The sequence below is a fragment of the Streptomyces sp. NPDC030799 genome, assembly GCF_055572255.1.
The window spans coordinates 197,140-221,338 of the sequence record NZ_JBVIDS010000003.1; the positions used below are offsets into that span (position 1 = coordinate 197,140).

Here is a 24,199-nt window from a genome sequence, read left to right on the forward strand (position 1 = left end):
CCCGACGCACACGGCGGCCACGGGGTAAGTGCGTGTCCTACGCTTCAAGGCTGCGAGTGACCAACGGCCGCGGCTACACGCATCTGCTCAAGGCGCTCGGGGTAGTAGCGGCCGAAGAGTTCGGCGGACTGGTCGAAGTCGACCAACGAAACGGCTGAGGATCCGGCGATCCGTAGTGGCTTCGGCTGCTTTGGCACGCCAGTGCGGAAGCACACGGGCGAGGTCACCGTTGGAGGCGAGGAGCGGCGCCGGCAGGTGTCGGCCGACGCTGGTTTCCCCGGCCGGCTGGGAGTGGCCCCTTTCCGTGCGAGGCGCCTGGTCACGCGGAAAAGGACTTCCTTCGCGGCCGCTGCGTCGTGCAGGTCGGCTGGGCTGACCATGACCGTGATCAGAAACGCGCACCAACGCCATCTCGGGCGGTGCGCGGCACGCCCACTGCAAAAGCCGGCCGGGCGCCATCCACCGCGCCGCGTGAGCGCACGGTGCGGGTGGCGGACCGGGTCGCACCCCCGCAGCACCGCGAGTTGCTGCTGCGCATCGGCGACTACCTCGCCGCCCACCGAAACTCCGACGGCGGCTCGGCCACCAGGTCCGCACAGAAGGTCTACCGCAGCCGCACGCCTTCACCCGCGCCGCTTCGCTCCCTCACGCCACCGTGTGCGGCACCCAGACGGCGGCATGGAAAGGGCCGTTGGCGGTGGACGGGTCGGCAGGCGGAAGTGCTGCGCTGCCTGCGACGATGCCGTGGCGGTTGACCTGCGCTGCGGAGGAGTTGAGGCCGCCGAGAGAGGCCAGGTAGGTGAAGTCGCCGTTGTCGACGCGGGCGACGAAGGCGAAGGAGTTGGGGGCGAAGTTGTCACCGACCACGACGTTCCCGGTGATCTGCTTGACCTCGGTGACACCACGCCCGGAGCCGATCATGGCACTAGTGTGGGTCATGAGGTCGAACGAGCTGGAGAGCAAGCCGTCGCCGCCGACCACAGTGCTCCCGCTGATCAGCTGCGCGGTCAGGAAGTGGGATCCCAGGTCCGTGTGGATGCCGGTGCGGAGGTCGTAGGCGTATCCGGTCAAGCCGTTGCCGGCCGTTCGGGACTGACCGACCACGGTTGAGCCGCTGATGTCGTTGGCTGTACTGGAGCTACCACCGAGGGTGCCGAGATCGGTCATCGTCCGGGTGCGCAGGTTGTACGCGAACCCGTGCGTTGTGGTGGCAGGCGTGTTCGGCAGGGAGGAGTTGCCCACGACGATCGCACCGCTGACGGCCGCCGCGGTGCTGTCGCCCGACGGGCCGGCAAGGCTGCCGAGATCGGTCATGGTCCGGGTGCGGAGGCTGTACGCGAACGCGTGGGTGACCACGTCGCCGGACAGCGACGACGTCCCCACCACGGTGTCACCGTTGAGGCCGGTGATGTCGGTGCTGCTGCCGCCGAGAGTGCCGATGTCGACGAGCCGGCGTGTCCGTAGGTTGTAGGCGAATCCATGAGCCGGGCCGTCGGTGGAGAGGTCTGACTCCCCGACGACGTAATTCCCCTGCACACCGGTCGCCCGGCTGGAGTCCCCCAGTGTGCCGAGATCGGTCATGGTGTGTCTGCGCAGGTCGTATGCGAAGGCGTGTTCGGCGGCGTCGCCTCTCGTCAGTGAGCTCCCGACGACCGTGTTGCCGTCGATGGCGGTCGCCTTGCTGCGGGTACCGCCCAGAGTGCCGAGGTCCTGCACGGTGTACTGCACGGACCCCGCCGCCGACTCGGCCGACGACGTGTCAGCCGCGTGCGCCGGACCGGCGCCCACGGCGAGCAGGCCCGCGCCCGCCAGAATCCAGGCACGTAAACGTATGCGCATGATGCCCCCTGAAACGATCGACGAAGCGAGGACGGTTCGGCAGACCGCTGTGTGCCCCCGGGCACGGGCCGACCGGATGTTGCACAGCCTTCACTTGTACAGCAGTTCCGATCAGCCACATAGTGGACGGTCGGCCACAAACAAGACGTTCGTGACCGCCGCATGGCCGGCACGGTTGTCCCCCACCGAGGTGACGTGCCGTCCCAGGGGTCAGCCAGGGGCGACGGATCACCGGCTCGAAGGCGTGGGCGGTCGCCTCGGCGTTATGTGCTCCGTCGAGCGCCGGTGCAGTCGCCAGTATGCGCGGCTTCCTCAGTGAGGCGTCCGGTCTGCCGCCGGTCATGACCACCATCAGGGTGCTTCTCCGACCCCGAGAATCCTTCCCCTCCCCTGAGTTAGCCTGGAACCACGTACGGAGCTGAAGTGTCATCAAAACGGGGGGACTTGATGACAGACGGGGCGCAGCAGAACGGTCAGTCCGCCAACAGCGGGGGCTCCCACGGGGACGGGGCATGGCGGTATGTGCTCGGCTCGATCGCGGTATCCGTGGTCTCCGGGCTGCTTTATCAGGTGCACGGTTGCAGTCCGGACACTCCGGACCCGGCGCCGACGTCCACGGTGACGGAGACCATGAGCGCCGAGACGACGGCACCAGAGGACGACGTATCCTCGTCCCCGAGCGTGTCCGCGCACATCACCCGGATCCTGTTCCGTGGGAGGGACTCCGGGAACGCTGCCTACTCGGACTTCGAGGTCGACGTCGACTTCTCGGGGTTACGAGGCCAGGAGTGCGTCATCAAGTGGTCCTCCTACTATCCAGGAAAGGCCGGGCAGAGCGACACGAACACCGGCTTCAGCGGGCAGCTGTCAACAGGTCTCCTCGCTCACGACAACGAGTCGCACTGGAACACCTTCGCCGTCCACAATGCTCAAGCCGGCTGGATGTTGCACGTCTTCGTCTACGCGCCCGACGGAACACTTCTGGACCAGGAAGACGGCCCCACAGCGTGAACCGTCCAGGGGTGACGGTCGGCATCCGAGGGTGACGGCACGGTACGCCGGCTTTCAGCGCCCTCGCGCCGCAGCAGGGTGCCCGGGCGCGCCTGAACAGGATCAAGCAACTGCGCCCGGCCTTCCCGGCGTCTTCGTCGACGTGGCATTTCGTCGCTGTCCCGCCATCAGCGCGAAGGCCTCCGCGACCGCCTGGGGACGGCGGGCCGCCACCAAGGGCAGTGCCTCCGTCCACCGCTCGCCGGCCAGCGCCTGTCGCAGCGCCCACTCGGCGGCCTCCTGGACCAAGGGCTGCGCGTCGGGCCGGCCGGCGTCGGCCGCCAGGCCGCGCGCGAGCCGCACCCATGCGGCGTCGCGCTGCCAGGGGCCGGGCACCTGGTCCAGCAGGGCGCGAGCGGCCGGTCGGTCGTCCAGTGCGGCGAGTGCCCTCGCGGTCACGGTCAGGCTGTCGAGGACGGGCTCCGTGAGGATGAAGTTCTGGAACGACAGAGCCGGATGAGCCCCAAGAGGGCCTCGGTAATCACGCAACAGGTCGGCTGCCGCACGGGCGTGAGCCGCCGCCCGGTCAGGGACGGCGTCGACCGTTCCCGCGGCGGCTCCGGCGAGCAGCACCGGCAAAACATCTGTGGAGCCGTGCGCAATCCGGGACTCGGGCTCTGTCAGCGCGCTCGACAGATCGCCGACGCGGCACAACAAGGCGGTGGCGTCGGCGACGGCGGATGCCGGGGCCTCACCGGGCCGCACCGGGTCAAGGGCTGCCGCCGCCTCCAGCGCCATGGTGGCGAAGCGGGCGGCCGCCTCCTGATCGAGGCGTTCCAGGGACAGCGCGGCACTTGTGGCGAGCGGGAGCACACCGGCAGGTGTCAGGTGGCCCGAGTCCAGCGCCTCGGCCAGGGCGCGGACCGCCGCCGAGACCGTTGTCCGGTCGGTGGCCGGGCAGTGTCCCAGTACCGCGGTGAGGGACTCCACCGAGTCCTGCGCGCGGAGCCGCGTGGCGGCCCATCCCACGGCCTGCTGCCGTAGCTCGTCGGCCGCGTCGGGACCGTGGAGGCCTGCCGCCGCGACGAGGGCGACGCACTCGGGAACCGCGGCCGTGTCCGCTGATGCGAGTACGGCCGTCGTGAGGCGACGGGCCTCGTCCTGCCGCCCTGCCGCCACAGCGGCGCCGGTCAGCGCCACCAGAGTCCGGCACCGCCATCGACGGTCGTCGAGCTGGTTCAGCAAGTCCTCGGCGGCGGCGCCGTCACCGGCGCGGGCCAGCACCACCGCGCAGCGCCCCAGCGTCTCTTCCGTGCTCGCGAGGGACTGGGCGGCGTGTGCCGCGCGTACCGCGTCTTCCGGGCGGCTGGGGACCAGTGCTTCGGCGAAGTCGATCAGGGCTCGCTCCGTACCGGCGCCGGCCCCGTACCGGCCGGGGCGAGCGATCGGCGGCGTGCGCTCGGCCTCGTCCGCCAGGTGGGCGGCGTACCGGGGTTCACGTTCGACGAGAGTCTCGGCCACCCGGGTCAGTGCCGTGCGCCGGGCGAGGGGTTCCTCGATGCTTCTGGCCATCGACGCCGCCGTACGCCACTGGCCCTGCCCGGCGCAGGCCGGCGCCAGGGCAGAGCACCATGCGTCGGTTCCGAAGACGGGGCCGAGCGCATCGAGTGCCTCCGTCCTCCGCGCCGACTGTCGGGCCAGCAGCTCGGCGACGCCCTCGGCGATTCCGGCACCGATGCCGTTCAGGACCAGGGGCCGCAGCGGTTCCGCCCAGGAGGAGCAGTAGGCCGCCAGCGCCTGCCAGCGACCGTCTCGGGCGAGCACGGGGAGAGCCAGTGATTCGAGTCGCGCCAGTTCATTGCTGCTCAACGGCTCCGGTGGCGCGGCCAGCAACTCCTGCGCCAGCTCCGCGGCCTCCGGACGACCGGCATGGGAGCCCGCGTACACCATCGAGACCGCGGCGCCGATCCAGCCTTCCGGCTTGTCCTCGGCCCGGTAGCGTGCCAGCAGGTCCAGAGCCTGCTGCCAGTCGCCGCGCAGGGCCAGCACGGTGAGCGCCTGACGGCGCGCCTCCCGGCGGAACGGCGCGGGGTACGGGAGCGCGGCCACGGCGAGCGCCTCTTCCCACCGGTCCAGGGTGCCCAACGCCCGCAGGCGCAGAGCCCCGCACGCCCCGCCGCACGGCCAGTCGGCAGGGGGCGCGGCAGTGTCGTGGCCGTGCGGGCACGCCTCCTCGATCAGGCGCAGTCCCTCCCGGGCGTCCGGCGCCCGCACGGCCAGGTCCAGCAGCGCACGCCGTCGGGCCTCGGGTCCCGCGACGGCGCGCGCGGCGCGCAGGGCCTGTCCAAGGTCCCCGGCCTCGCCGAAGGCCTCGCTCAGCCCACCGAGGACCATGTCCCGGTCTTCCGGCGGAACCGTGTCCACGGCGTGCCAGGCCTCCTTGCCGGCGCCCGCGGCGGCAAGGGCGGCGGGCCAGGCGGCGCGTGCGGCGGACGGCCAGTCGGGCACCTGCGGCGCATCGTCCGCATCGTGCGATGCGGCGTCCGGCGGCCGGTCCAGTGCCAGGCGGTGGCCATGCCGCGCGAGGGCGGTGAGGGCGCGCAGCAGGATCGTCCGGCGACCGCCCCGGGGGCCGTCGGCGGACCAGAGGGCGCGTACGCCGTCGACGTCGCCGGCCGCGCCGAAGGACTCGGCTGCCAAGACGACCACCTGATCCGTCCACGGGGAGCGCTCGGAGTTTCGTAAGCGCTCAAATCTCGGGGAGCCCTCGGTGCCTTCGGTCGGCTCCCGCGCGGCGGCGTGTTCCGCGGCCACCATGCCGAGCGCAGCGTGCACGACCGGTTTGCCCTCCGGGCTGCCCAGTCGCATCAGGACGCCGCCTGCGCGTACCGCGGCGAGGGCGGGCACCGATCGGTACGAGGAAGGGGGTGCGGCGCGCACGAGCTCCGCTGCCTTCTCCGCCAGGACGAGTGCGCGGCGTGGTTCGGACTCGGCGAGCAGGTCGGCCAGGCGGATGAGGGCGAAGCACCTGGCGCCGTCTTCCGGTATCGCCTCGGCGAGTGCCTGCGCCCGGTCGGTCTGCCCGAGCCGGGCCCGCAGCAGGGCCAGCTCGCCGTCCTCCACGTCGGCCGCATGACGCACCGTCACCCGGGCGTGTGCCGCGGCCAACAGGACGGCGGACCGTAGCCCGTCCTCCGAGTCGTCCTGTGCGACCGTGCCCCGGGCCATCCGCAGTTCCGCCAGTGCGGGGCCGACACCGAGCAGCCGGCGCGCCATCCGGTCCTGCCGTACCGGGTCGGCGACCACCCGCGCGATGTGTTCCGGGTCCGCCGCCGTCACGACCATGCGTCCGTAACCACTGAGCAGGAAGTGCGGGGTGTCTGCCGGCCAGCCCCGCTCCTTGAAGGTGTCGGCCCAGCGATGGATGCGCTCCTGGAACGTGGGCAGTTCGGCATCGAGCAGCCGCAGTGCGGTGGTCAGCAAGGTGTCGTGCGCGAAGACCAGCGCGGTACGGAACTGGTCGCCGTCGTCGAGGAATACGGGAAATGTGCGCTCGGTCAGACTGCGGCCCAGAGTACCGCCGATCAGTTCGTCGAGGCGGCGGGCCGGCATGCCGGTCAGCGCGCCCAGTTCGTCACGGCTCAGCCCCTCTCTCGCCGCGGCGAGCAGTCCGATCACCTGCCGCTCCGCCGAGTCCTCGGCAAGCAGCCCCTTGAGCTCGTACTCCGCCTCGTAGCGCAGCCGAGTGGCGTTCGGTGAGGCAGTGAGCACGAGCGGCTCGCAGTCCCGCAATGGGTGGTCACCCGGAAGATCCGCGGCCGGCCCCGGCAGTGGGCGGCTGGTGACGAGGACGGACACGCCGTCCGGAAGGCGGCGAGGCAACAGCGCCGCGATGCTGGGCCGAGGCGGGGATGCGGCCTGCGACAGGTCCTCGTCCAGACCGTCTACGATCACCAGCAGGCGCCCCCGCCGCCGTTGCCGCTCGGCCGCGGCTTCAAGCAATCGGAGCCACTCTCGTATGTGCACGCCGGGTGCGGCTGCGTGCACCATGGACTCACCCGCCAGCGCGGCCAGTTGGGCGGCCATTGCCTGGGCGAAGGCATCGCTGTCGCACTGAGTCGCATCGCGCCGCGTCACGAAGAAGGCGGCTACGGCCACCCCGGCGGGGGGATGCGCGGCCAGCCAGGCGGTGAACGCGGTCTTGCCGTGCCAGGGCGGCGCCTGCCACCACTGGTAGCCGGGCGGGCCGGCACAGAATCGCAGTACTGCCTCCAACTCGCTTTCCCGGCCGAGCAGTTCTGGAGGTGCGATGGAGCGGGCCTGCGCCTGGTAACCCTCGGCCACCCGGACGTCACCGGCCGAGGGACCAACCATCTCCGGAGGGGTGTCGAGCCCGGCCCGCCGCAGCAGTTCGGCGCCGGGGCCGTCGGACGTTCCGGTCCAGCGGTCGGCGCGGCTGACGGTGAGGGTGCCGGGTCCCTCCGTACGGTGGTGTTCCGTGACGATGCCGATGACGCGCCCCTCGGCCCACACGGCCGCCCCCGACATGCCCTCCCAAGGCGATCCCTGCGCGGTGCCTTCGGGGGGCGGAACCCTGAACTCCAAGGTGTCGCTGCGAAGGTTGGACAGCACGGGAAGGTGGCCCCACGCGTGACAGGCGTCGCGTGCGAGCGATCCGTCAGGACGTCGGCGCATCTTGAACAGAGGGAAGCCCAGCGCGCTGCAGGTCAGTACGGCGTTGTCGTCTCCTGGTGCGCCGAAACGCACCGGTTCCACCTGCCGGGAGAAGGAGTCCGCCCCAGGATCGAGTTCCAGTAGGGCGACATCCGTCCGGTCAGGGCCGAACCAGCCCACCCGTGCCTCAGCGCTCCACTCGTCGGACCGGTCCGGGTTGAAGCGGACGGTGATCGTGGCCGCGTCCCTCACCACGTGAGCGGCCGTGAGCACCAAGCCGGTCGCCGCGAGATATCCAGACCCCCGCGACCGGCTGCCGTCGGCACAAGCGGCGACGACTTCGGCTACCCGGTCCCCCCGCAGGTCCGCCATCGGCGTGTCAGCGCTCCTCGGCATCGCTCAGGCCGGAAAGCACCTCGGCCTCCGCGCCGGCCTCCAGGACGCGGTACATCACTTTGCCGTGCGCAGCGGCATCCCGCTGCACGCTCACGGGCAGTTCCGTCTCCACTGGTCCCGGCGCGAACCGGAGGTCCTCCCCCTCCCCCTCTGCCATCGCCGTGACCGGCTCGGCACGCAACTGACGGTTCCCCTCGGACAGCTCGACCACCTCCGGCACTCCCCCTGCGCCACTTCGTCCAACCCGTGTCCATATGCTAACACTCAGTGATAATCACGGCTGGTGGTGCCGGGCCCAGCCCTCGAAGGCCTCCGGCGAGAATGACGGTTGTGCGACGGCGGCACAATCGCAGTTGTTCGCGGGATGCCTCCAGCCACTCTTCCCAGGGCGATCGCCGCCGAGAAGGAGAGCACGAGCGAGTACCTCGCCTCTCACCTGGCGTCCTCGCCGTCATCGACGGTCGCGCCGCGCGACGTGGGCCATGAAGAGCAGCAGGAGTCCGCAGGTGGCGACCAGGATCCAGCCCGGGCGGGAGGCCTGGGCCAGGTCGGAAGGGGTGCTGTGCGCCACCAGGCCTCCGGCGAGGGCGATGCCGAGTGCGGAGCCGATCTGTCGTGCGGTGGACGTAATCGCTCCTGCCACGGCCGCCCGCGCGGGAGGCAGCCCGCTGACCGCGGTGTTGGTGATCGGCGCATTGGCGAAGCCGAACCCGATGCCGATCAGCAGGTACGCCATCAGCAGCAGGGACAGGCCCGTGTGCCTGCCCAGTCCCACCAGGCACAGTCCGCCGGCCGTGATGAAGCCGCCGGCCAGGGACAGGGGCAGCCGCGGTCCGATACGGCCGACCAGATGACCGGACCACGGTGCACACAGGGCCGCTCCGATGGCCATGGGCAGGGTGGCCGCCCCGGCGGCCAGGGGCGTGAAGCCCCGGGTGTGCTGGAGATAGAGAGTGTTCAGCAGCAGCGTCGCGTTCAGCGCGACGAAGACCGCAACGGCACCCAGGACCGCACCGCCGAAGACAGGGCTGCGGAACAGTCGCAGGTCCATCAGTGGCTCGTGCCGACCCCGCTCCACCCATACGAATCCGACCGTCACCACCGCGGCGAAGCCGTAGGCGGTCAGTGCCGCCGGGCTCGTCCAGCCCATGCGCGGCCCTTCGATGAGGACACCGATCCAGACAGCGATGGCTACGGTGAGGAGAGCCTGCCCCGGAGCGTCGATCCGCCGCGCCCGCGGCCCTCGGGATTCGGGCACGAACACCGCACTGAGAACCAGGGCGGCCACGATGACCGGAGCGTTGATCCAGAACAGGGACCGCCAGCCGAGCGCCGCGACGAGAGCACCGCCCGTGACCGGACCAACGGCCATACTGAGTCCGAAAACGGACGCCCACACACCGATCGCCTGCGCTCGCTCCCGCGGATCGGGCATCGTGTTCACCACGATCGCCAGAGCCACCGGGCTGAGCATCGACGCGCCCATCCCCTGCACCGCACGAGCCGCGACGAGCGCGCCCACCGAGCCGGCCGCCGCGCAGACCAGCGAGGCCGCACCGAACAGGACCAACCCCGACTGGAACACCCGTCGGCGCCCGAACCGGTCCGCCAGTGCACCGGAGGAGATCAGCAGACCCGCCATGACAATGGTGTAGGCGTCCACGGTCCACTCAAGACTTCGCGTCCCGACGCCCAGGCCACGTCCGATGGCGGGCAGACCCACGTTGACGATGGTGGTGTCCAGGCCCACCACAAACATGCTCAGGCAGCAGACGGCCAGCACGGTCCAGCGTCTGCGCGCGCTCAGAACGGGTTGCACAAAAGGAGTCGTTGTGGCGGTCATGGCCTGCCTCTTCACCTCAGGGAGCAATGCCTGACCAGGCTCGTGCAGGACGACGACCACCACCGAGCGTCTTTGCGAAGACCGCAAAAGATCGCACACTGAACCGTGTGGACACAGAACTGCAGCGGATACTCGATGCCATCGGGCCGCGGCTGCGCACGCTGCGCAGGGACCGCGGACTGACTCTGGAGGCGCTCGCGGACTCCACCGGGCTCTCGGTGAGCACGCTGTCCCGTCTCGAGTCGGGCAAGCGGCGCCCGACCCTGGACCTGCTCATCCCGCTGGCGCGTGCGCACCGCGTCGCACTCGACCAACTGGTGGATGCACCGGCCACGGGCGACCCCCGGGTGCATCTCACGCCCCTGCACAAAGGTCAGGGCAGCGTCCTCGTGCCGCTGACGCAGTACCCGGGCCGCGTGCAGGTCTTCAAGCACGTACTGGCGCCCCGCGAGCCGAAACTGGTGACCCACGAGGGCTACGAGTGGCTCTACGTCCTGGCCGGCGAGCTACGCCTCGTTCTCGGGGACAGCGAATGCACTCTGCGTCCCGGCGAAGTCGCCGAGTTCGACACCAGACAGCCGCACTGGTTCGGCCCGGCCGACACACGCCCGGTGGAGATCCTGCACCTGTTCGGACCACGAGGCGACCAAGCCGTTGTCCGCACCAGACCATCGTCCTCGGCCACTGCCCCGCCACCGTGATCTCCCAGCCCAGCCCAGCCCCTGCGGCACCTCAACCCGATACCCCGAGCCGAACCCGGCCGTAGACCCGCCCGCTTCCCTTGGCCTTGCGGACACCGGTCGCCGACGCGCCGCGGTCCGGCACGCCACGGTCCACGCTCTGCAGCCAAGATCGATTGTCAGTGGTGCGTGAGACGGTAGGAGCATCGAGTCGGAAGAGGGGGAGCTGTCATGTCCGGAAGCCAGAACTACATCAACCACGTTGCCCTTGTGCTGGATGCCAGTTCGTCCATGTCGCACCTGAGCGGCAAGGTCGTCGAGGTCGCAGACCAGCAGATTGCCTACCTTGCCCGCCGGTCGAGGGAACTGGACCAGGAAACCCGCGTCACGGTGTACGTCTTCGCCGACAAGGTGGAGTGCGTCATTTACGACAAGGACGTGCTGCGGATGCCGTCGTTGAAGCAGCTCTATCGGGTCGGTGGAATGACGGCTCTGCTGGCGGCCGCACTGAAGTCACAGCGGGAGCTGGCGCTGACAGCTCAGCTGTACGGTGACCACAGTTTCCTGACGTTCGTGCTCACCGACGGGCAGGAGAACGCCAGTCATCGCTGCCCGGATGCCCCGGCCAGGGAACCGCGTGAACTGGTCGAGGCGGTGTCCGAGATGATCGAGACACAGCAGGACAACTGGACGCTGGCCGTGCTTGTGCCGGACCAGATGGGCAAGCGCGAGGCCATGCAGTGCGGTTTCCCGAAGGACAACATCGCCATCTGGGACGCCACGAGCACACAGGGGCTGGAGGAGGCCGGGCAGGTCATCCAGCAGGCCACCGAGAAATTCATGGTGGGCCGGACCCGGGGCATCCGGGGATCGCGGGCGGTGTTCTCCACGGGTGCTGAGGCAGTCAACAAGGACACCATCAAGGCGGCCGGTCTCACCCCGGTGGACTCGTCGGAGTACCAGCTGATCCCGGTGACTCGTGACGCCGGGATCCGGGACTGGGTCATCGAATGCGGGCACACCTACCGCACCGGTGCCGCGTTCTACCAGCTGAGCAAGTCGGAGAAGATTCAGGCGCGGAAGCAGATTGCGGTGCTTGAGAAGAAGACGGACCGGGTGTACACGGGACCGGAGGCCAGAGCTCTACTCGGCCTGCCGGACGTGGAAGTCCGCGTCAAGCCGGACCACAACGACGACTTCACGATCTTCGTGCAGAGCACCAGCGTGAACCGGAAACTCACCCCGAACACACGGCTACTGCTCATGCTCTGACGCCTTGTGAGCCCCGTAGGTCCCTGTGAAAACTGTTCTGGCCCGCGGCGAGCGGCTCGCGGGCCATGACGGGTGATCAGGCACTTCCATTGGTCGGCACGCCGACCTGGGACCAGGCGTCGAGGACGGCTTTGGCCTCTTCCTGGTCGCCGTAGCGGGACTTGGCGGCGGCGACGGTGAGCCTGGCGAAGTCCGCGAACTGCGCGTCCGGCGCCAGTTCACCGCCGGTGAGCGTGTCGTACCAGATCTGCCCGGCCTTCTCCCAGGCGTTGCCGCCGATGGCTTTGGCGGTCAGGTAGAAGGCGCGGTTGGGGATGCCGGAGTTGATGTGCACGCCGCCGTTGTCGGCGGAAGTCCTGACGTAGCCGTTCATCGAGGCGGGCTGCGGATCCTTGCCGCCGAGCCGCGGGTCGTCGTAGGCCGTGCCGGGGTCCTTCATGGAGCGCAGGCCTCTTGGAGAGTCGTTGTAGCCGCCGACGGTCGGGCCGAGCAGCTCTGCGCCGATCATCCAGTCGGCCTGCTCGACGGTCTGGCCGAGCACCCACTGCTTGATGATGGTGCCGAAGACGTCCGACAGGGACTCGTTGAGCGCTCCGGACTGCCCGTAGTAGTTCAGGTTCGCCGTGTACTGCGTGACGCCGTGCGTCAGTTCGTGGCCGATGACGTCGATGCAGCTGGTGAAGTCGAGGAAGATCGTGCCGTCCCCGTCCCCGAAGACCATCTGCTCGCCATTCCAGAAGGCGTTCTCGTACATCTCGCCGTAGTGCACCGTGGCGACCAGTGGCAGTCCTCTGCCGTCGATGGAGTTCCTGCCGTACGCCTTCAGGTAGAGGTTGAAGGTGTTACCCAGACCGTCGTAGGCCTGATTGACCGCGGCGTCGTCGCTCTCCTGACCGCCCTCGGCACGCACCTGTGTACCAGGCAGGATCTGCTTGTGATGCGCGGCATCGATGGTGCGCTGCGGCCGGTCTGCGCCGACGCCGCGCGCGAGGGCCTCCGGCGCCCCGATGACGGCGGTCAAGCGGCGCTTGGTACGCACGGAGGCATCGTGTTCCAACGTGCTGCGGGCGAACGCGGCAAGCTCTGGGTGCGTCTCCGCCGCCCGCGCAAGATGCTCGAGCATGTGCGGCGGGACGATCGTGCAGTGGGTCAACGTGTGCTTGTGGCTCATACAGGCATATGTCACAAGAAATTTCCGTTCTGACACTGAGTGAAGCAGAGGTTACTGAGAACGGAGGAGAAACTACGTTCTTCGGAGTTCAGGGCGGGGTCGAGGCGGCGGGCGCATTCGTAGCCCGCGCGGGACGCGCAGGCCGGCACGAGGGAGAGGCGGACGGCGCCGGGAAACCGCTCGCGGAACATCTACCGCGGCCGGCCGAGCACCGGGCGGGCCAGGCGCCGGACCCGCACCGACGCCACGCCCCCCTCCGTGCACCGGAACATCTGCGACCACCCGTCCGTGGAAGCCCTGGGCCACCGCCGACAACGGCACAGGACGGATTCTTGACACCCCCTGATCGGGTGCTGTCAGCGGTACGTCAGTTCGGCGTCAGTCGCCCTCGGGAGAATGCGGGACGTTTGGGCTGACAGCCCGGACGTCCTGCCTTGGACGAGAGGGGACGAGAGGGAATGACCGTGTCCCAGCAGGCCCTCCGGAGTGGCGCGGCACCCGTCGCCATCCGCAGTGCCGCCTGGTATCTGCCCGAGCACACTCTGCCGATCACCGATGTGCGGACGCTCGACGAGACCGAGCGCGCCACGCGCGACGGTCTGGGCATCGACACGGTCCGGGCCGACGACCGGCTGAGCTCCGTCACTCTCGCGGAACGCGCCGCGCGCCGGGCGCTCGAACAGGCGGGGCTTGACGCCCGGGACCTGGGCGCCCTGGTGATGGTGGAGTCGCGGGTCCAGGAGACGTTCCTCAGCTCCGAGGTGACCAGGCTCCAGCACCGGCTCGGCGCCGACCACGCCACCACTTTCTCGGTGGGCGGGCTCGGCTGTGTCTCGATCACCCCGGCCCTGCTGACGGCCCGCGGACTGCTGGCCGCAGACCCTGCCCTGGACCATGTCCTGGTCGTGCACGGCAGCAAGCCGGCCGCCGCCCTGCGCTACCGCCACCCCGTCACGGTGAACGGCGACGGCGGGCAGGCACTGCTGCTCTCCCGCAGCGGGACGATACGGATACTCGATATCGCGCAGCTGACCAACGGGCGCTACTGGGACCTCTTCCACATCGACTACCGGGACCGCCCCACCGCTCAGTGGCGTGAACAGTGCACGGAGCCCAGCACCTACTCCTTCCGCCTGGCCATGGAGACGCGCAGCCGGCTCTCCGCGATGTTGGGCGACCTGCTGCGGCGCAACGGAATCGGCCGGGAGGACGTCGCCGGCTTCGTCAGCCAGAATCTGTCCGCCGGGAGCTTCACCTTCCTCGAGGACTGCCTGGACATCGAACTGCTGCCGGCGTGCCGGGAGAACCTCCGGCAGTACGGACACCTCGGTCCCAATGACGTCTTCCTCAATCTCCGCACCGCAATCGATCGCAAGGAGCTGGCCCCCGGCGACCTTGCGGTTCTGATCAACGTGAGCCCGGTGGCCGCCTGGAGTCTGCTGCTGGTCGAGACAGGTTCACCTAAGGACACGGCATGAACGACATCACCTCGCAGATCACCGGCTTTCTGAGCGCGGCTCTTCGTCGGCCGGTGGAGCCGGACGACGACTACTTCGCACAGGGCCTCGCCGACTCACTGTTCGCGCTGGAGCTGGTGACCTTCGTCGAGAGCCGCTTCGCCCTCACCGTCGAGGTCGAGGACCTGGATCTGGACAGCTTCAGGACCGCCAACCGCATCGCGGAGTTCGTCCGGCGCAAGACCGGAGCGCCCGAGTTGGGAGAGGCACATGTCGAGGGTTCCTGAAAGCGGCCCCGCCACTGCGACGACGGATCCGCCGCCCGTGGAGCCCGTGGACCTGTCCCGGGTCGCAGCCGATGTGGCGGCCAACGCACATGACCGCGCCTCGCGTTGGGACCAGGACGGCGGACTGCCCGATTCGGTGCGCAAGGAGGTCGCCGCGTCGGGACTGCTCGCCGCGGACCTGCCCGAGCAGTACGGGGGTGCCGGCCTCCATCCGCTCGCGCTCGGGGAGATCACCGCACGGATCGGTGCGGAGTGCAGCGCCCTGCGCGGGCTGCTGACCGTACAGGGTATGGTCGCGGCGGCGCTGCTGCGCTGGGGCACCGAGGCACAGCGGGCCGACTGGCTGCCCAGGCTGGCCGGCGGCGAGCTGACCGCCGGCTTCGCGGCGACCGAGCAGGGCGCCGGCAGCGCGCTGGCGGCGGTGGAAACCCGTATCGAGGCGTCGGGCAGGTCGGACCACCAGGAACTGGTGGTGAGCGGCCACAAGAGGTGGGTCACCTTCGGTGCGGTCGCCGACGTGTTCCTGGTTCTCGGCATGTACGAGGGCAAGCCGGCCGCCGTGCTCGTGGACGCGGACCGCGCCGGTGTCGAGCGGGAGCCGGTGAACGGGCAGCTCGGCATGCGGGGCGCCCGGATCGCCCATCTGTCCTTCGACGGCGTGCGGGTTCCCCGGCGTCAGCTCGTCGCCCCTCCCGGACTGGGGCTCTCCCATGTCGTCGGCACCGCGCTCGACCACGGCCGGTTCACGGTCGCCTGGGGATGCGTGGGCATGGCGGAGGCGTGCGTCCAGGACGCCGCCACCCACGCCGCGGTCCGTCGGCAGGGTGGCATCCCCCTGGGGGACCACCAGTTGGTCCGGTCACTGCTGGCCAGGGCGGCGGTGGACGCCGCCGGGGCCCGGCAACTCGCCCGCAGGGCCGCGGAGGCACGGGCCTCGGGACCGGGTCAGGGGGTGTCGGAGACGCTCATGGCCAAGTACGCGGCGGCTTCCGCGGCGGCGGCGGGCAGCCACGCGGCCGTACAGGTGCTCGGCTCGGCCGGCTGCACGCCCGACAGCAGGGCAGGCCGTCACTTTCGGGACGCCAAGGTCATGGAGATCATCGAAGGAGCACAGGAAGTGTCCGAACTACACATAGCCGAGCGGCTGTTGCGGCGCTTCGGTGCTGCGGCGCGCGGCACGGACCGCCCCGCCGGACCCCGACTTCCCGGAGAGTCGCCGTGACGGCGGCAGCGGGCGCACCCACCGTCAAGTGCCTGGTGTGGGACTTGGACGACACCCTGTGGGACGGGGTGGTGCTGGAGGGCGACGATCCCGCCCCCTTCCCCTCGGCGCTGGAGACGCTGGTGGAGCTGGACCGTCGCGGCATCCTGCATGCCGCCGCCAGCCGTGGCGAACACAGCGTGACTCGACGTCACCTGACGGAACGCCGACTGGCCGACTGGTTCTGCGCGACAGAGGTGGGCTGGGGTGCCAAGTCCGCTGCGGTGCGCCGGATCGCGAAGGCCCTCAACATCGGTCTGGACACCATCGCGTTCGTCGACAACGACCCGGTGGAGCGGGCCGAGGTCGCGAGCGAACTGCCCATGGTCCGCTGCTACCCGGCGGCGGAGATCGGACAGCTGCCGGATTACCGGGAGTTCCGGCCCGAGCAGATCACCGCGGAGGCCACCGGGCGACGCCGGCTCTACCAAGCCGAGTGGCAACGCCGGAAGGCCGAAGAGGAGTTCACCGAAGGACGCCACGCGTTCCTCGACTCGCTCGACCTGGTCATGGAGCTGCGCCCGGCCACCGAGGAAGACCTCGCCCGGGCCAGCGAGCTGACGGTGCGCACCCACCAGCTCAACAGCACCGGACTGACGTACGGCATCGACGAACTGCGCCGGTTGAGCTCCTCACCGGACCATCAGGTGCTGCTGGCCTCGCTCCGCGACCGCTTCGGTGACTACGGAATCATCGGGCTGGCCGTCACCGAGCTCGTCGGGCCGGACTCGGTCCTGCGGCTGATGCTGATGTCCTGCCGAGTCGCCTCGCGCGGTGCGGGGAGCGTGCTGCTGCACCATCTGACCCAGCAGGCCCTGGTGGCCGGCCGGCGCCCCGTCGCGCACTTCCTCCCGACCGAGGCCAACCGGAACATGCTGGTCATGATGCGCTTCGCCGGCTACGAGGCGACGGTCACCGACGAGGACCGCCTCGTGCTCACCGTGGACCCGGAGCGCCCGCTGCCCAAGGCGCCCGGTCACACGCGGGTGATCGCCGGTGCGGCATGAACGGCGGAGGAAGCGAGGCTGCGATGACCCGTCGTCCCGGCGGTACAGATGAGTTCGCCCCCGCAAACGCCCCGGCGGAGGTACGGCCGGTGTGGGCCGCCTTCCGGAGCCAGGTGGTCAGGACGCCCGAGGCGACCGCGCTCATCATCGGCGGGGTCTCGCTGACGTACCGCGAGCTCGACCATGCCTCGGCCGGTCTTGCACGGCTGCTGTGGCAGCACGGGCTGCGGCCGGGGCGGGTCGTCTGCGTCCGGACGCAGCAGAGCGCCCTGTCCGTGGTCGCCATGCTCGCCGCACTGCGCACCGGTGCCACCTGGGCGGTCCTGGAACCGGACCTTCCCGTCGGGAGGTTCGAGGCGCTGTGCCGGGACGTCGACTGCGCGGTGGTGCTGAGCGAGGGCGGCGACGCCGTGCCGGCCTCCGTGCTCTCGGCGATGCCCGCCCCGCCGACGGTCGTGGACGCGGCGGACCTCCCTCTGACGCGGCTCGTCGAGGCGGGCCAGGAGCTGCTTGCCGACGCGTACCCACCGGTCCCTGAGCAGAGCATCGCCTACGTCGCCTACACCTCGGGATCCACCGGTGTGCCCAAGGGCGTGATGGTCAGCCGGGGCCAGCTCGCGGTGTCCATCAGCTGCCGGGGCCCGGTGTACGGCACCGAGCGCTCCGTCTTGCTGATCGCGTTGCGGCTGTCCTTCGACGGGATCCTCGGCGGGATGTTCTGGTCGCTCACCGGCGGTCACACGCTGGTGCTCCCCGACCCCCGGCAGCTCGTGCAGGTGGCTGAGTTCACCCGGCTCGCCAGGGAACACCGTGTCACACACCTGTTCAACATCCCCTCCTACTACCGGGCGGTGCTCCAGGATCCCGGCGGCCTGCCCGACACACTGCGGCTGGTGGTCGTGGGGGGTGAGGCGTGCACCCCCCAGCTGGTGGGCGCGCACCACGAGCGACTGCCACGGGCCCGGATCGTCAACGAGTACGGGCCCACCGAGACAACCATCGCCTGCACGGTGGAGACCGATCCGGACCCGACCCGTGACCGTGTCCCCATCGGGCGGCCGTGGTCCGGAGCGCAGACCCTGGTACTGGACGAGCGGCTGCGTGAAGTCCCGGCCGGGAAGCGGGGCGAGCTCTACGTCGGCGGCTCCCTCGTGGCACTCGGCTACGCGAACCAGCCGGCCCGTACGGCCGAGCGATTCGTCGCGGACCCGTATGGGCGGCCGGGCGGGCGCCTCTACCGCACCGGGGACATCGCCAGCGTCGACGAGCGGGGCGCGCTGCACTACCACGGCAGAACGGACGACCAGGCCAAGATCCGCGGTACGCGGATCGAACTCGGCGAGATCGAAAGCGTGCTGGAACGCCATGCGGGCGTGGAGCAGGCCGTGGTGCTCTGCGAACGTGCCGGGCAGGACGAGCCGCAGGTGATCGCCTTCGTACTGCCGACACCCGGCAGCGGGCCGCCGGACGCCTCGGAGCTGCGCGAACACTGTCGAGGCCGGCTGGTGGAGCAGGCCATGCCGACCCTGTTCGTACCGGTCGACCACATGCCGCTCGACCGCAGCACCAAGGCGGACCGGGCCACGCTCCGCACGCTCATCCCGGCAGACCGGCAGGCATCCGGGGGCACCACGGGCGGGGACTGGAGCGGGCACCGGCTCGCCGTCGGCCGGATCTGGGCGGAGGTCCTCGGGCACTCCCGCTCGGGCCCGGACGACAACTTCTTCGCCGTCGGCGGGAGTTCGATCAAGGTCATCGACCTGCACGACAGGCTGGACAAGCGATGGCCCGGGGCGCTGCGGGTGGGCGAGCTGTTCGACCACATCACCATCGCCGCCCAGGCGCAGCTCATCGCCGACCGCCTGGGCGAGCGCGCGCAAGGCGACTCACACGCCCCGCCGGCCACATACGAGCTCTGACACGCGTGAACGGAGAGGTGATATGAGCGCTACCGGCGTGACACGCGGCAGACCGGCCGTCGCGGTGATCGGCATCGCCACGAGATTCCCGCAGGCGGATTCCCTCGCCGCCTTCCGGGCGAACCTGCGGGCGGGCAGGGACTCGGTGCGCCCGATCCCTCCGGAACGGATCTGGAGCACAGGGCTCGATCCCCGGCACGACTATCCGGAGCAGGGCTACCTGGAGCGGATCGACCTCTTCGACCACGAGCGCTTCGGGATGTCCCGGCGCGAGGCGGAGGTGACCGACCCGCAGCACCGGCTGGCACTCCAGCTCACCCAGGAGGCGCTGGAGAACGCCGGATACGCCCCGGCCGGGCTCCGGGACAGCCGGACAGCCGTGATCTTCAGCTCGCCGAACAACGGCTACGCACCTCTGGTGCGCGAGCAGGGCACGCTCAGCCTGAACGGAAACATCCCCTGCGCCCTGCCCGCCAGGATCTCGCACGTCTTCGGGTTCACCGGCCCCTGCTACGGCGTGGACACCGGTTGCAACGGCTCACTCGTCGCCGTCCACCAGGCATGCCGTGAACTCGGCGACGGCGACGCGGACCGCGCCGTCGTGGGCGGGGTGAGCCTGCGCCCCATCGTGCCGCCGGCGGCCACAGTGGCCGACTTCCCCGGCATCAGCTCGCCCACCGCCCGGTCCCGCGCGTTCGATCGTGCCGCGGACGGCGCGGGCTTCGGCGAGGGCGGCGCGGTGATGGTCCTCACCACGCTGGAACGGGCTTTGGCAGAGGGGGCGTTCATCCACGCCGTGATCCGCGGCAGCGCCGTGGTGCACAACGGCCGTCACTCCGCGACCGTCAGCACACCGAGCGCCCGCTCGCAGGCCCAGGTCATCACCCAGGCGTGGCGCAATGCCTCGCTGGACCTGGCCACCGCCGGATACATCGAGACACATGGTTCGGGCACCCGGCTCGGCGACGCGGTCGAGGCGGAGGGCCTGGCCCTGGCCCGTCCCGACGGGGATCGTACGGTGAAGGTGGGCTCGGTCAAGACCAACATCGGGCACCTGGACCACGCCGCGGGAATCGCCGGGCTGGTCAAGGCGGTACTCAGCGTGCACCACGGCGAGCTGTATCCCTCGCTGCACTTCGAGGAGCCCGCCGACGAGGTCGACCTCGAAGGCGCCCGCCTGGAGGTCGTCACCTCGCTGGAGCAGTGGGACGACGAGCCACGCCGGGCGGGGGTGAGCTCGTTCAGCCTCGGCGGCGTCAACGCGCACTGCGTGGTGGAGCAGCCTCCGGTGACCGCCACGGCAGGCCCCGCCGTCCGTACCCCGCAGCTGGTCGCGGTGTCCGCCCGCAGCCGGGCGGACCTGCTCTCCCAGTGCGAGCGGCTCTCGCTCGAACTGCGCCACAGCGCCCACCGGCTGGCCGACGTCGCGCGCACGCTGAACGAGGGCAGGGACCACGACGCCTGCCGTGTGTCCGTGGTCGCCCGGGACACCTCCGAGCTCGCGGCGCGCCTGGCCGCCGAGGTCACCTGGCGTCGGCACGAGTCGCCCGAGACGCCCGGGACGGCTGCCACCGACGCCGTGGCCGCACCTCGGGTGGTCTTCCTGCTCTCCGCGGACGCCGCACCCGACGAGCCACGCGGTCAGCTGCCGGGCACGTTGCCGGACGAGTTGCCCGTACCGGCCGACTGTGCGGCGGTGATCGGCGGACAGCTCGCGACGTACCAGCGGCTGGTCCGGGCCGGCATCTCGCCGGATGGGCTGATGAGTTCGGGGATCTCCCGCTACGCCGCCCGGTACCTGCGGGGCGATCTCAGCGCCGAGGACACCGCCGCTCTGCGGCGAGCACGCAGCGGGCAGGACCCCGCGGTGGCGGGAAATCCGCTGCGGGTGGAGCAGCTGCACGCGGCGGCGGACGAGCAGCTCGCCGACGGTCCCGTGGTGTTCGTGGAGCTGGCGTCGCGCGGCGAGATCGGCGATCGGCTGACGGCCCACCTCCACGACCGCGCGGACGCCCGCGTGTTCCGTCTGCGGCCCGGTGCCGCCGACGCCGATGCCGCGGTCCTGGAGCTGCTGGGCAGGTTGTACGAGGAGGGCGTCGGCCTGGACTGGTCGACGCTGCGGGCCGACCCGTCGGCGGTCCTGGTTCCGCTGCCGGGACATCCGTTCACCGGCGTTCGCTGCTGGGCCAGGCCGCTGGGCGAGGCGCTGTCCTTCGACGAAGCGCTCCATCGGCCCGCTGCTCCGGCTCCGACAACGTCTCCGGTTCCGGTACCGGTACCGGAACCGGCCCCATTACCGGCTCCGGCTCCGGCTCCGGCTCCGGCTCCGGCAGCCGAGGAGCCGGTCCGCGCACCCCGCGGGCAACGGACCGCAGAACCCGGGACCATACTGGCCTGGCTGCGGGAGACCCTCGTCGAGCTGCTGCACGCGGACGAGGTCCCGGCCGACGCGGACTACTTCTCCATCGGCGGCAACTCCGTCATCGCTCTCCAGCTCCTCGCCCTGGTACGAGAGCAGCACGGGGTATCGCTCAAGATGGCGGACATCTACGACCACCCCGTCGTCAGCGCGCTCGCGGACGCCATTCACGACAGGGCGCCGCACGCTCCCGCGCCGGAATCGCCCAGTGCCGCGGCCGCGCCGACGGCCCCGGTCGTCCCCGAGGTACGCGACGCCGAGTTGCCGCCGATCGTCCCGGGCGGGGAGCCGGTGCTGTCGTACGGGCAGGAGCGCATGTGGTTCCACCACCAGCTCGACCCGACGACCACGCTCTACAACCTCCCCGGCGCCTCCCGGTACCGCGGCCCCCTGGACGTCGAGACGTTCAGGCTCGCCTGGGAGGACCTGGCGCGGCGCCACGAGGTGCTGCGGTCCAATCTCGTCGAGGCCGACGGCAGACCCGGGCTGAAGATCCGGCCGGAACTCGGCGACTTCTTCACGTACCTGGATGTCTCGGGCGAGGACGCCCCGGAGACCGCGGCGGGTGCGGTCATCACCTCCGCCATGCGCTGGGTCTTCGACATCGCCGACGAACCGCTCCTACGGCTCACCGTCGTGCGGATCGGCGAGGACGACCACATCGTCTGCTGGTGCATGCACCACGCGGTGAACGACGGCTGGGCTCCGCAGATCCAGAAGCAGGAGCTGCTGGAGTTCTACACGGCCCGCCTGGAGAACCGTGCCCCCGAGCTCGAACCGCTGCCGGTGCAGTACGCGGACTACGCACGTTGGCAGCGCCAGCTGGTGGCCGACTCCCGCCTCGACGGTGAACTGAGCTACTGGCGCGAACGGCTGAGCGACCCGCCCGCGCTGGAGCTGCCCACCGACCGGCCGCGCCCCGGCCGGATGGACTTCGCGGGTGCGACCCACGGGTTCAGCATCCCGGGCGCACTGGTGCGGCGGCTGCGCGAGGTGGGCGCCCAGGAGACGGCCACCTTGTTCATGGTGCTGCTCACCGCGCTCACAGTGCTGCTCGCACGCTGGTCGGGTCAGCGGGACATCGTCGTCGGCACCTCGACCATCGGTCGTAGCCGGCCGGAACTGTGGGGCCTGCTCGGCTTCTTCAACAACACCATCGCGCTGCGCTCGGATCTTTCGGGTGACCCGAGCTTCCGCGAGCTGCTGCGCCAGGTGCGCGGGGTGGTGCTCGGCGCCCTCGACCACCAGGAGATCCCGTTCGACCAGGTCGTGCGGGAGGTCGCGGGCGACCGGGATCCCAGCCGTCATCCGCTCTTCGACGTGATGTACGTGCACCAGACGCTGCCACCGGCCGCCGCCTTCGGCGAGATCGTCACCGGACCGGCTCACGCCCCGGAGATCATCCCGCATTTCCCCGGGCTGCCCCCCGGCACCGCCAAGTTCGACCTCTCGATGGTCGTCGGCGAGCTGGCGGACCAGGACGAGATCGTGGTCATGATGGAGTACGCGACACAGCTCTTCGACGCCGACACGATCTCCGCCATGTCCGAGGCGTACGTGAAGCTGCTGCACGCCGTCGCGGACGACGAGGACAGGTGCTACAGCGACCTCCCCGGCGGTCCTCCCCCGGCGACCGGACCGGCCGCGGACCGACCGGACACCCCGCCTGCCCCGGTGGTCCCGGTCGCCGCCCCTGTCGTCAGCTGCCTCGAACTGCGCGGCGAGGTGCGGCTCCCCGCGCTGCGCACGGCGCTGGAGGAACTGGCGGAGCGGCACGAGGTGTTGCATGCCGGGACCGTCGAAGCCGTGGGGCACGGCTCGTTGCTCGGCGACGGCTTCTTCACCACCGCGGACGTCTCCGGCGAGAGCGAGCCCCTGTGCACAGCCAGGGAGATCGCGCAGGCCGAGGCCGCACTCGTACTCGATCCGGCATCGGGTCGCCGGCTCCACGCGCTCCTCGCGACGACGGGCCCGGACCGGCACGTCCTGCTCGTGACCACCCACCAGCAGGCCTACGACGGTGGCCGGCCGGAGGTGTTCTTCCGGGACCTGCTCGCTCTGTACGACGCCCGCCTGGACGGACGCCGGGCCGAGCTGCCCGAGCCTCCCACGCTGTCCGGCGGGCACACCGAGCCCTGGACAGGCCCCCGGACGGAGGACCAACTCGCCTACTGGAGACGGACACTGGCGGGGCTGGCCGACGGGGCGCTGCCGCTGGACCGGGCCCGGCCTGCCCACGGCACCCTCGTCACCGCCACCGTTGGGTCCCGGATTCCGGACGACCTCGCCCACGCGGTGGGCCGTTCGGGGACCAGGGAGAGCGTGCTGGCGGCTCTCACCGCTTTGCTCGCCCGGCACACGGAAGCGGACGAGGCGCTCATCGGGCTGACCGGCACGGCGCTTCCCCTCTCGGCAGCCCGCACTCGGGTGGATTCCTTCGCGCGGAGTCTGCCGCTGCGTCTGGACCTGGCCGACGACCCGTCCTTCGAGGAGCTCACCGACCGGGTGCGGCGCGCCATCACCGGCGCGGAACAGCACGGGGATGTGCCGCTCGCCGACATCGTGCGCGCGGCCCGACTGCCTCACGAGCCCGGCAGGGCACCACTGTTCGATGTGGCGTACTCCTACCAGGCGCTGCCGGCGAGGCTCGGCTCGGCGGCCGGGGTGGAGGCGGCCCCCGTGCGGTGGCCCGGCACGGACGCGGGACGGCTCACGCTGCCGCCCGGCCGCAGCGAGCTGGACCTCTCCTGGTCCGTCGTCGAAGGGCCGGGGCTCAACGAGCTGTCCGTCTCGTTGGACTACCGCACCGAGCTGTTCGACCGGTCGAGTGCCCGGGCTCTCCTCGAAGGACTGCTCGTGATGCTGCGTGCGGCCACCCGCGCCCCGGGTGCACCGCTGTCCAGCCTGTGGCCCATCCGCACGACGACCGGCGCAAGCACACCTGCTGAGCCGGCCACGGCACGGCCCGCACACACCGACTGACG

At 70.6% G+C, this 24,199-nt stretch carries 15 protein-coding genes; 10 read left to right on the forward strand and 5 right to left on the reverse strand.

The annotated features are described in order from the left end of the window. Positions 1–32: 32 nt before the first annotated feature. Positions 33–158 carry a hypothetical protein gene (locus ACZ41I_RS08495; RefSeq protein WP_468513571.1) on the forward strand — a complete coding sequence of 42 codons (126 nt, stop codon included), beginning with the start codon at positions 33–35 and terminating at the stop codon, positions 156–158. A gap of 487 nt (positions 159–645) precedes the next feature. Here the strand turns inward: ACZ41I_RS08495 and ACZ41I_RS08500 are convergent, their stop codons facing one another. Beyond that, positions 646–1,839 (reverse strand): hypothetical protein, encoded by a 1,194-nt coding sequence (locus ACZ41I_RS08500; RefSeq protein ID WP_399775886.1) that lies wholly within the window; start codon positions 1,837–1,839, stop codon positions 646–648. Positions 1,840–2,286: 447 nt separating this feature from the next. Between ACZ41I_RS08500 and ACZ41I_RS08505 the strand changes: the two genes are divergently transcribed. Continuing rightward, positions 2,287–2,850 carry a hypothetical protein gene (locus ACZ41I_RS08505; protein WP_399775882.1) on the forward strand — a complete coding sequence of 188 codons (564 nt, stop codon included), beginning with the start codon at positions 2,287–2,289 and terminating at the stop codon, positions 2,848–2,850. A 102-nt stretch (positions 2,851–2,952) separates the two neighbouring features. On the opposite strand, the gene ACZ41I_RS08510 is transcribed toward ACZ41I_RS08505, so the two are convergent. From ACZ41I_RS08510 to ACZ41I_RS08520, 3 genes are all read right to left on the reverse strand, one after another. Continuing rightward, a complete protein-coding gene (locus ACZ41I_RS08510) occupies positions 2,953–7,875 on the reverse strand; it encodes a trypsin-like peptidase domain-containing protein (protein ID WP_468513572.1) in 4,923 nt (1,640 codons plus the stop codon). 7 nt (positions 7,876–7,882) lie between these two features. Continuing rightward, complete coding sequence (locus ACZ41I_RS08515; protein ID WP_399775878.1) at positions 7,883–8,110, reverse strand: trypco2 family protein; 228 nt, start codon at positions 8,108–8,110, stop codon at positions 7,883–7,885. Between the two features lie 240 nt (positions 8,111–8,350). Next, positions 8,351–9,742 carry an MFS transporter gene (locus tag ACZ41I_RS08520; RefSeq protein WP_399775876.1) on the reverse strand — a complete coding sequence of 464 codons (1,392 nt, stop codon included), beginning with the start codon at positions 9,740–9,742 and terminating at the stop codon, positions 8,351–8,353. A 98-nt stretch (positions 9,743–9,840) separates the two neighbouring features. Between ACZ41I_RS08520 and ACZ41I_RS08525 the strand changes: the two genes are divergently transcribed. Together ACZ41I_RS08525 and ACZ41I_RS08530 are read left to right on the forward strand one after the other, a co-directional pair. Beyond that, the gene (locus ACZ41I_RS08525; RefSeq protein ID WP_399776025.1) at positions 9,841–10,443 is read left to right on the forward strand and encodes a helix-turn-helix domain-containing protein; all 603 of its coding nucleotides are present in this window, start codon (positions 9,841–9,843) and stop codon (positions 10,441–10,443) included. A gap of 210 nt (positions 10,444–10,653) precedes the next feature. After that, a complete protein-coding gene (locus ACZ41I_RS08530) occupies positions 10,654–11,694 on the forward strand; it encodes a vWA domain-containing protein (RefSeq protein WP_468325282.1) in 1,041 nt (346 codons plus the stop codon). A gap of 76 nt (positions 11,695–11,770) precedes the next feature. On the opposite strand, the gene ACZ41I_RS08535 is transcribed toward ACZ41I_RS08530, so the two are convergent. Then, complete coding sequence (locus tag ACZ41I_RS08535; RefSeq protein WP_468513573.1) at positions 11,771–12,865, reverse strand: M4 family metallopeptidase; 1,095 nt, start codon at positions 12,863–12,865, stop codon at positions 11,771–11,773. Between the two features lie 458 nt (positions 12,866–13,323). Here ACZ41I_RS08535 and ACZ41I_RS08540 point away from each other — a divergent pair, with 458 nt between their 5' ends. The 6 genes from ACZ41I_RS08540 to ACZ41I_RS08565 are packed head-to-tail and all read left to right on the forward strand — an operon-like array spanning position 13,324 to position 24,197. Further along, positions 13,324–14,343, forward strand: a complete 1,020-nt coding sequence (locus tag ACZ41I_RS08540) for a 3-oxoacyl-ACP synthase (protein ID WP_468513574.1) — start codon at positions 13,324–13,326, stop codon at positions 14,341–14,343. Then, positions 14,340–14,609 (forward strand): acyl carrier protein, encoded by a 270-nt coding sequence (locus tag ACZ41I_RS08545; protein WP_363219597.1) that lies wholly within the window; start codon positions 14,340–14,342, stop codon positions 14,607–14,609. Before ACZ41I_RS08540 ends, ACZ41I_RS08545 begins: the two co-directional genes overlap by 4 nt. Beyond that, a complete protein-coding gene (locus tag ACZ41I_RS08550) occupies positions 14,593–15,831 on the forward strand; it encodes an acyl-CoA dehydrogenase family protein (protein ID WP_468513575.1) in 1,239 nt (412 codons plus the stop codon). Before ACZ41I_RS08545 ends, ACZ41I_RS08550 begins: the two co-directional genes overlap by 17 nt. After that, the gene (locus ACZ41I_RS08555; protein WP_468513576.1) at positions 15,828–16,877 is read left to right on the forward strand and encodes an HAD-IIIC family phosphatase; all 1,050 of its coding nucleotides are present in this window, start codon (positions 15,828–15,830) and stop codon (positions 16,875–16,877) included. The genes ACZ41I_RS08550 and ACZ41I_RS08555 overlap by 4 nt, the downstream gene beginning before the upstream one ends. Before the next feature lie 23 nt (positions 16,878–16,900). Next, a complete protein-coding gene (locus ACZ41I_RS08560) occupies positions 16,901–18,796 on the forward strand; it encodes a non-ribosomal peptide synthetase (RefSeq protein ID WP_468513577.1) in 1,896 nt (631 codons plus the stop codon). Positions 18,797–18,818: 22 nt separating this feature from the next. Continuing rightward, positions 18,819–24,197, forward strand: coding sequence for a condensation domain-containing protein (locus ACZ41I_RS08565; protein WP_468513578.1), 5,379 nt, complete (start codon positions 18,819–18,821; stop codon positions 24,195–24,197). Positions 24,198–24,199: the final 2 nt, after the last annotated feature.

Excerpts from the sequence above, each read along its gene's own strand:
- ACZ41I_RS08545 (WP_363219597.1), top strand. The coding sequence starts at position 14,340 with ATGAACGACATCACCTCGCAGATCACCGGCTTTCTGAGCGCGGCTCTT.
- ACZ41I_RS08535 (WP_468513573.1), bottom strand. The coding sequence starts at position 12,865 with ATGAGCCACAAGCACACGTTGACCCACTGCACGATCGTCCCGCCGCAC.
- ACZ41I_RS08565 (WP_468513578.1), top strand. The coding sequence starts at position 18,819 with ATGAGCGCTACCGGCGTGACACGCGGCAGACCGGCCGTCGCGGTGATC.
- ACZ41I_RS08500 (WP_399775886.1), bottom strand. The coding sequence starts at position 1,839 with ATGCGCATACGTTTACGTGCCTGGATTCTGGCGGGCGCGGGCCTGCTC.
- ACZ41I_RS08540 (WP_468513574.1), top strand. The coding sequence starts at position 13,324 with ATGACCGTGTCCCAGCAGGCCCTCCGGAGTGGCGCGGCACCCGTCGCC.
- ACZ41I_RS08505 (WP_399775882.1), top strand. The coding sequence starts at position 2,287 with ATGACAGACGGGGCGCAGCAGAACGGTCAGTCCGCCAACAGCGGGGGC.
- ACZ41I_RS08510 (WP_468513572.1), bottom strand. The coding sequence starts at position 7,875 with ATGGCGGACCTGCGGGGGGACCGGGTAGCCGAAGTCGTCGCCGCTTGT.
- ACZ41I_RS08560 (WP_468513577.1), top strand. The coding sequence starts at position 16,901 with ATGACCCGTCGTCCCGGCGGTACAGATGAGTTCGCCCCCGCAAACGCC.
- ACZ41I_RS08550 (WP_468513575.1), top strand. The coding sequence starts at position 14,593 with ATGTCGAGGGTTCCTGAAAGCGGCCCCGCCACTGCGACGACGGATCCG.
- ACZ41I_RS08520 (WP_399775876.1), bottom strand. The coding sequence starts at position 9,742 with ATGACCGCCACAACGACTCCTTTTGTGCAACCCGTTCTGAGCGCGCGC.
- ACZ41I_RS08530 (WP_468325282.1), top strand. The coding sequence starts at position 10,654 with ATGTCCGGAAGCCAGAACTACATCAACCACGTTGCCCTTGTGCTGGAT.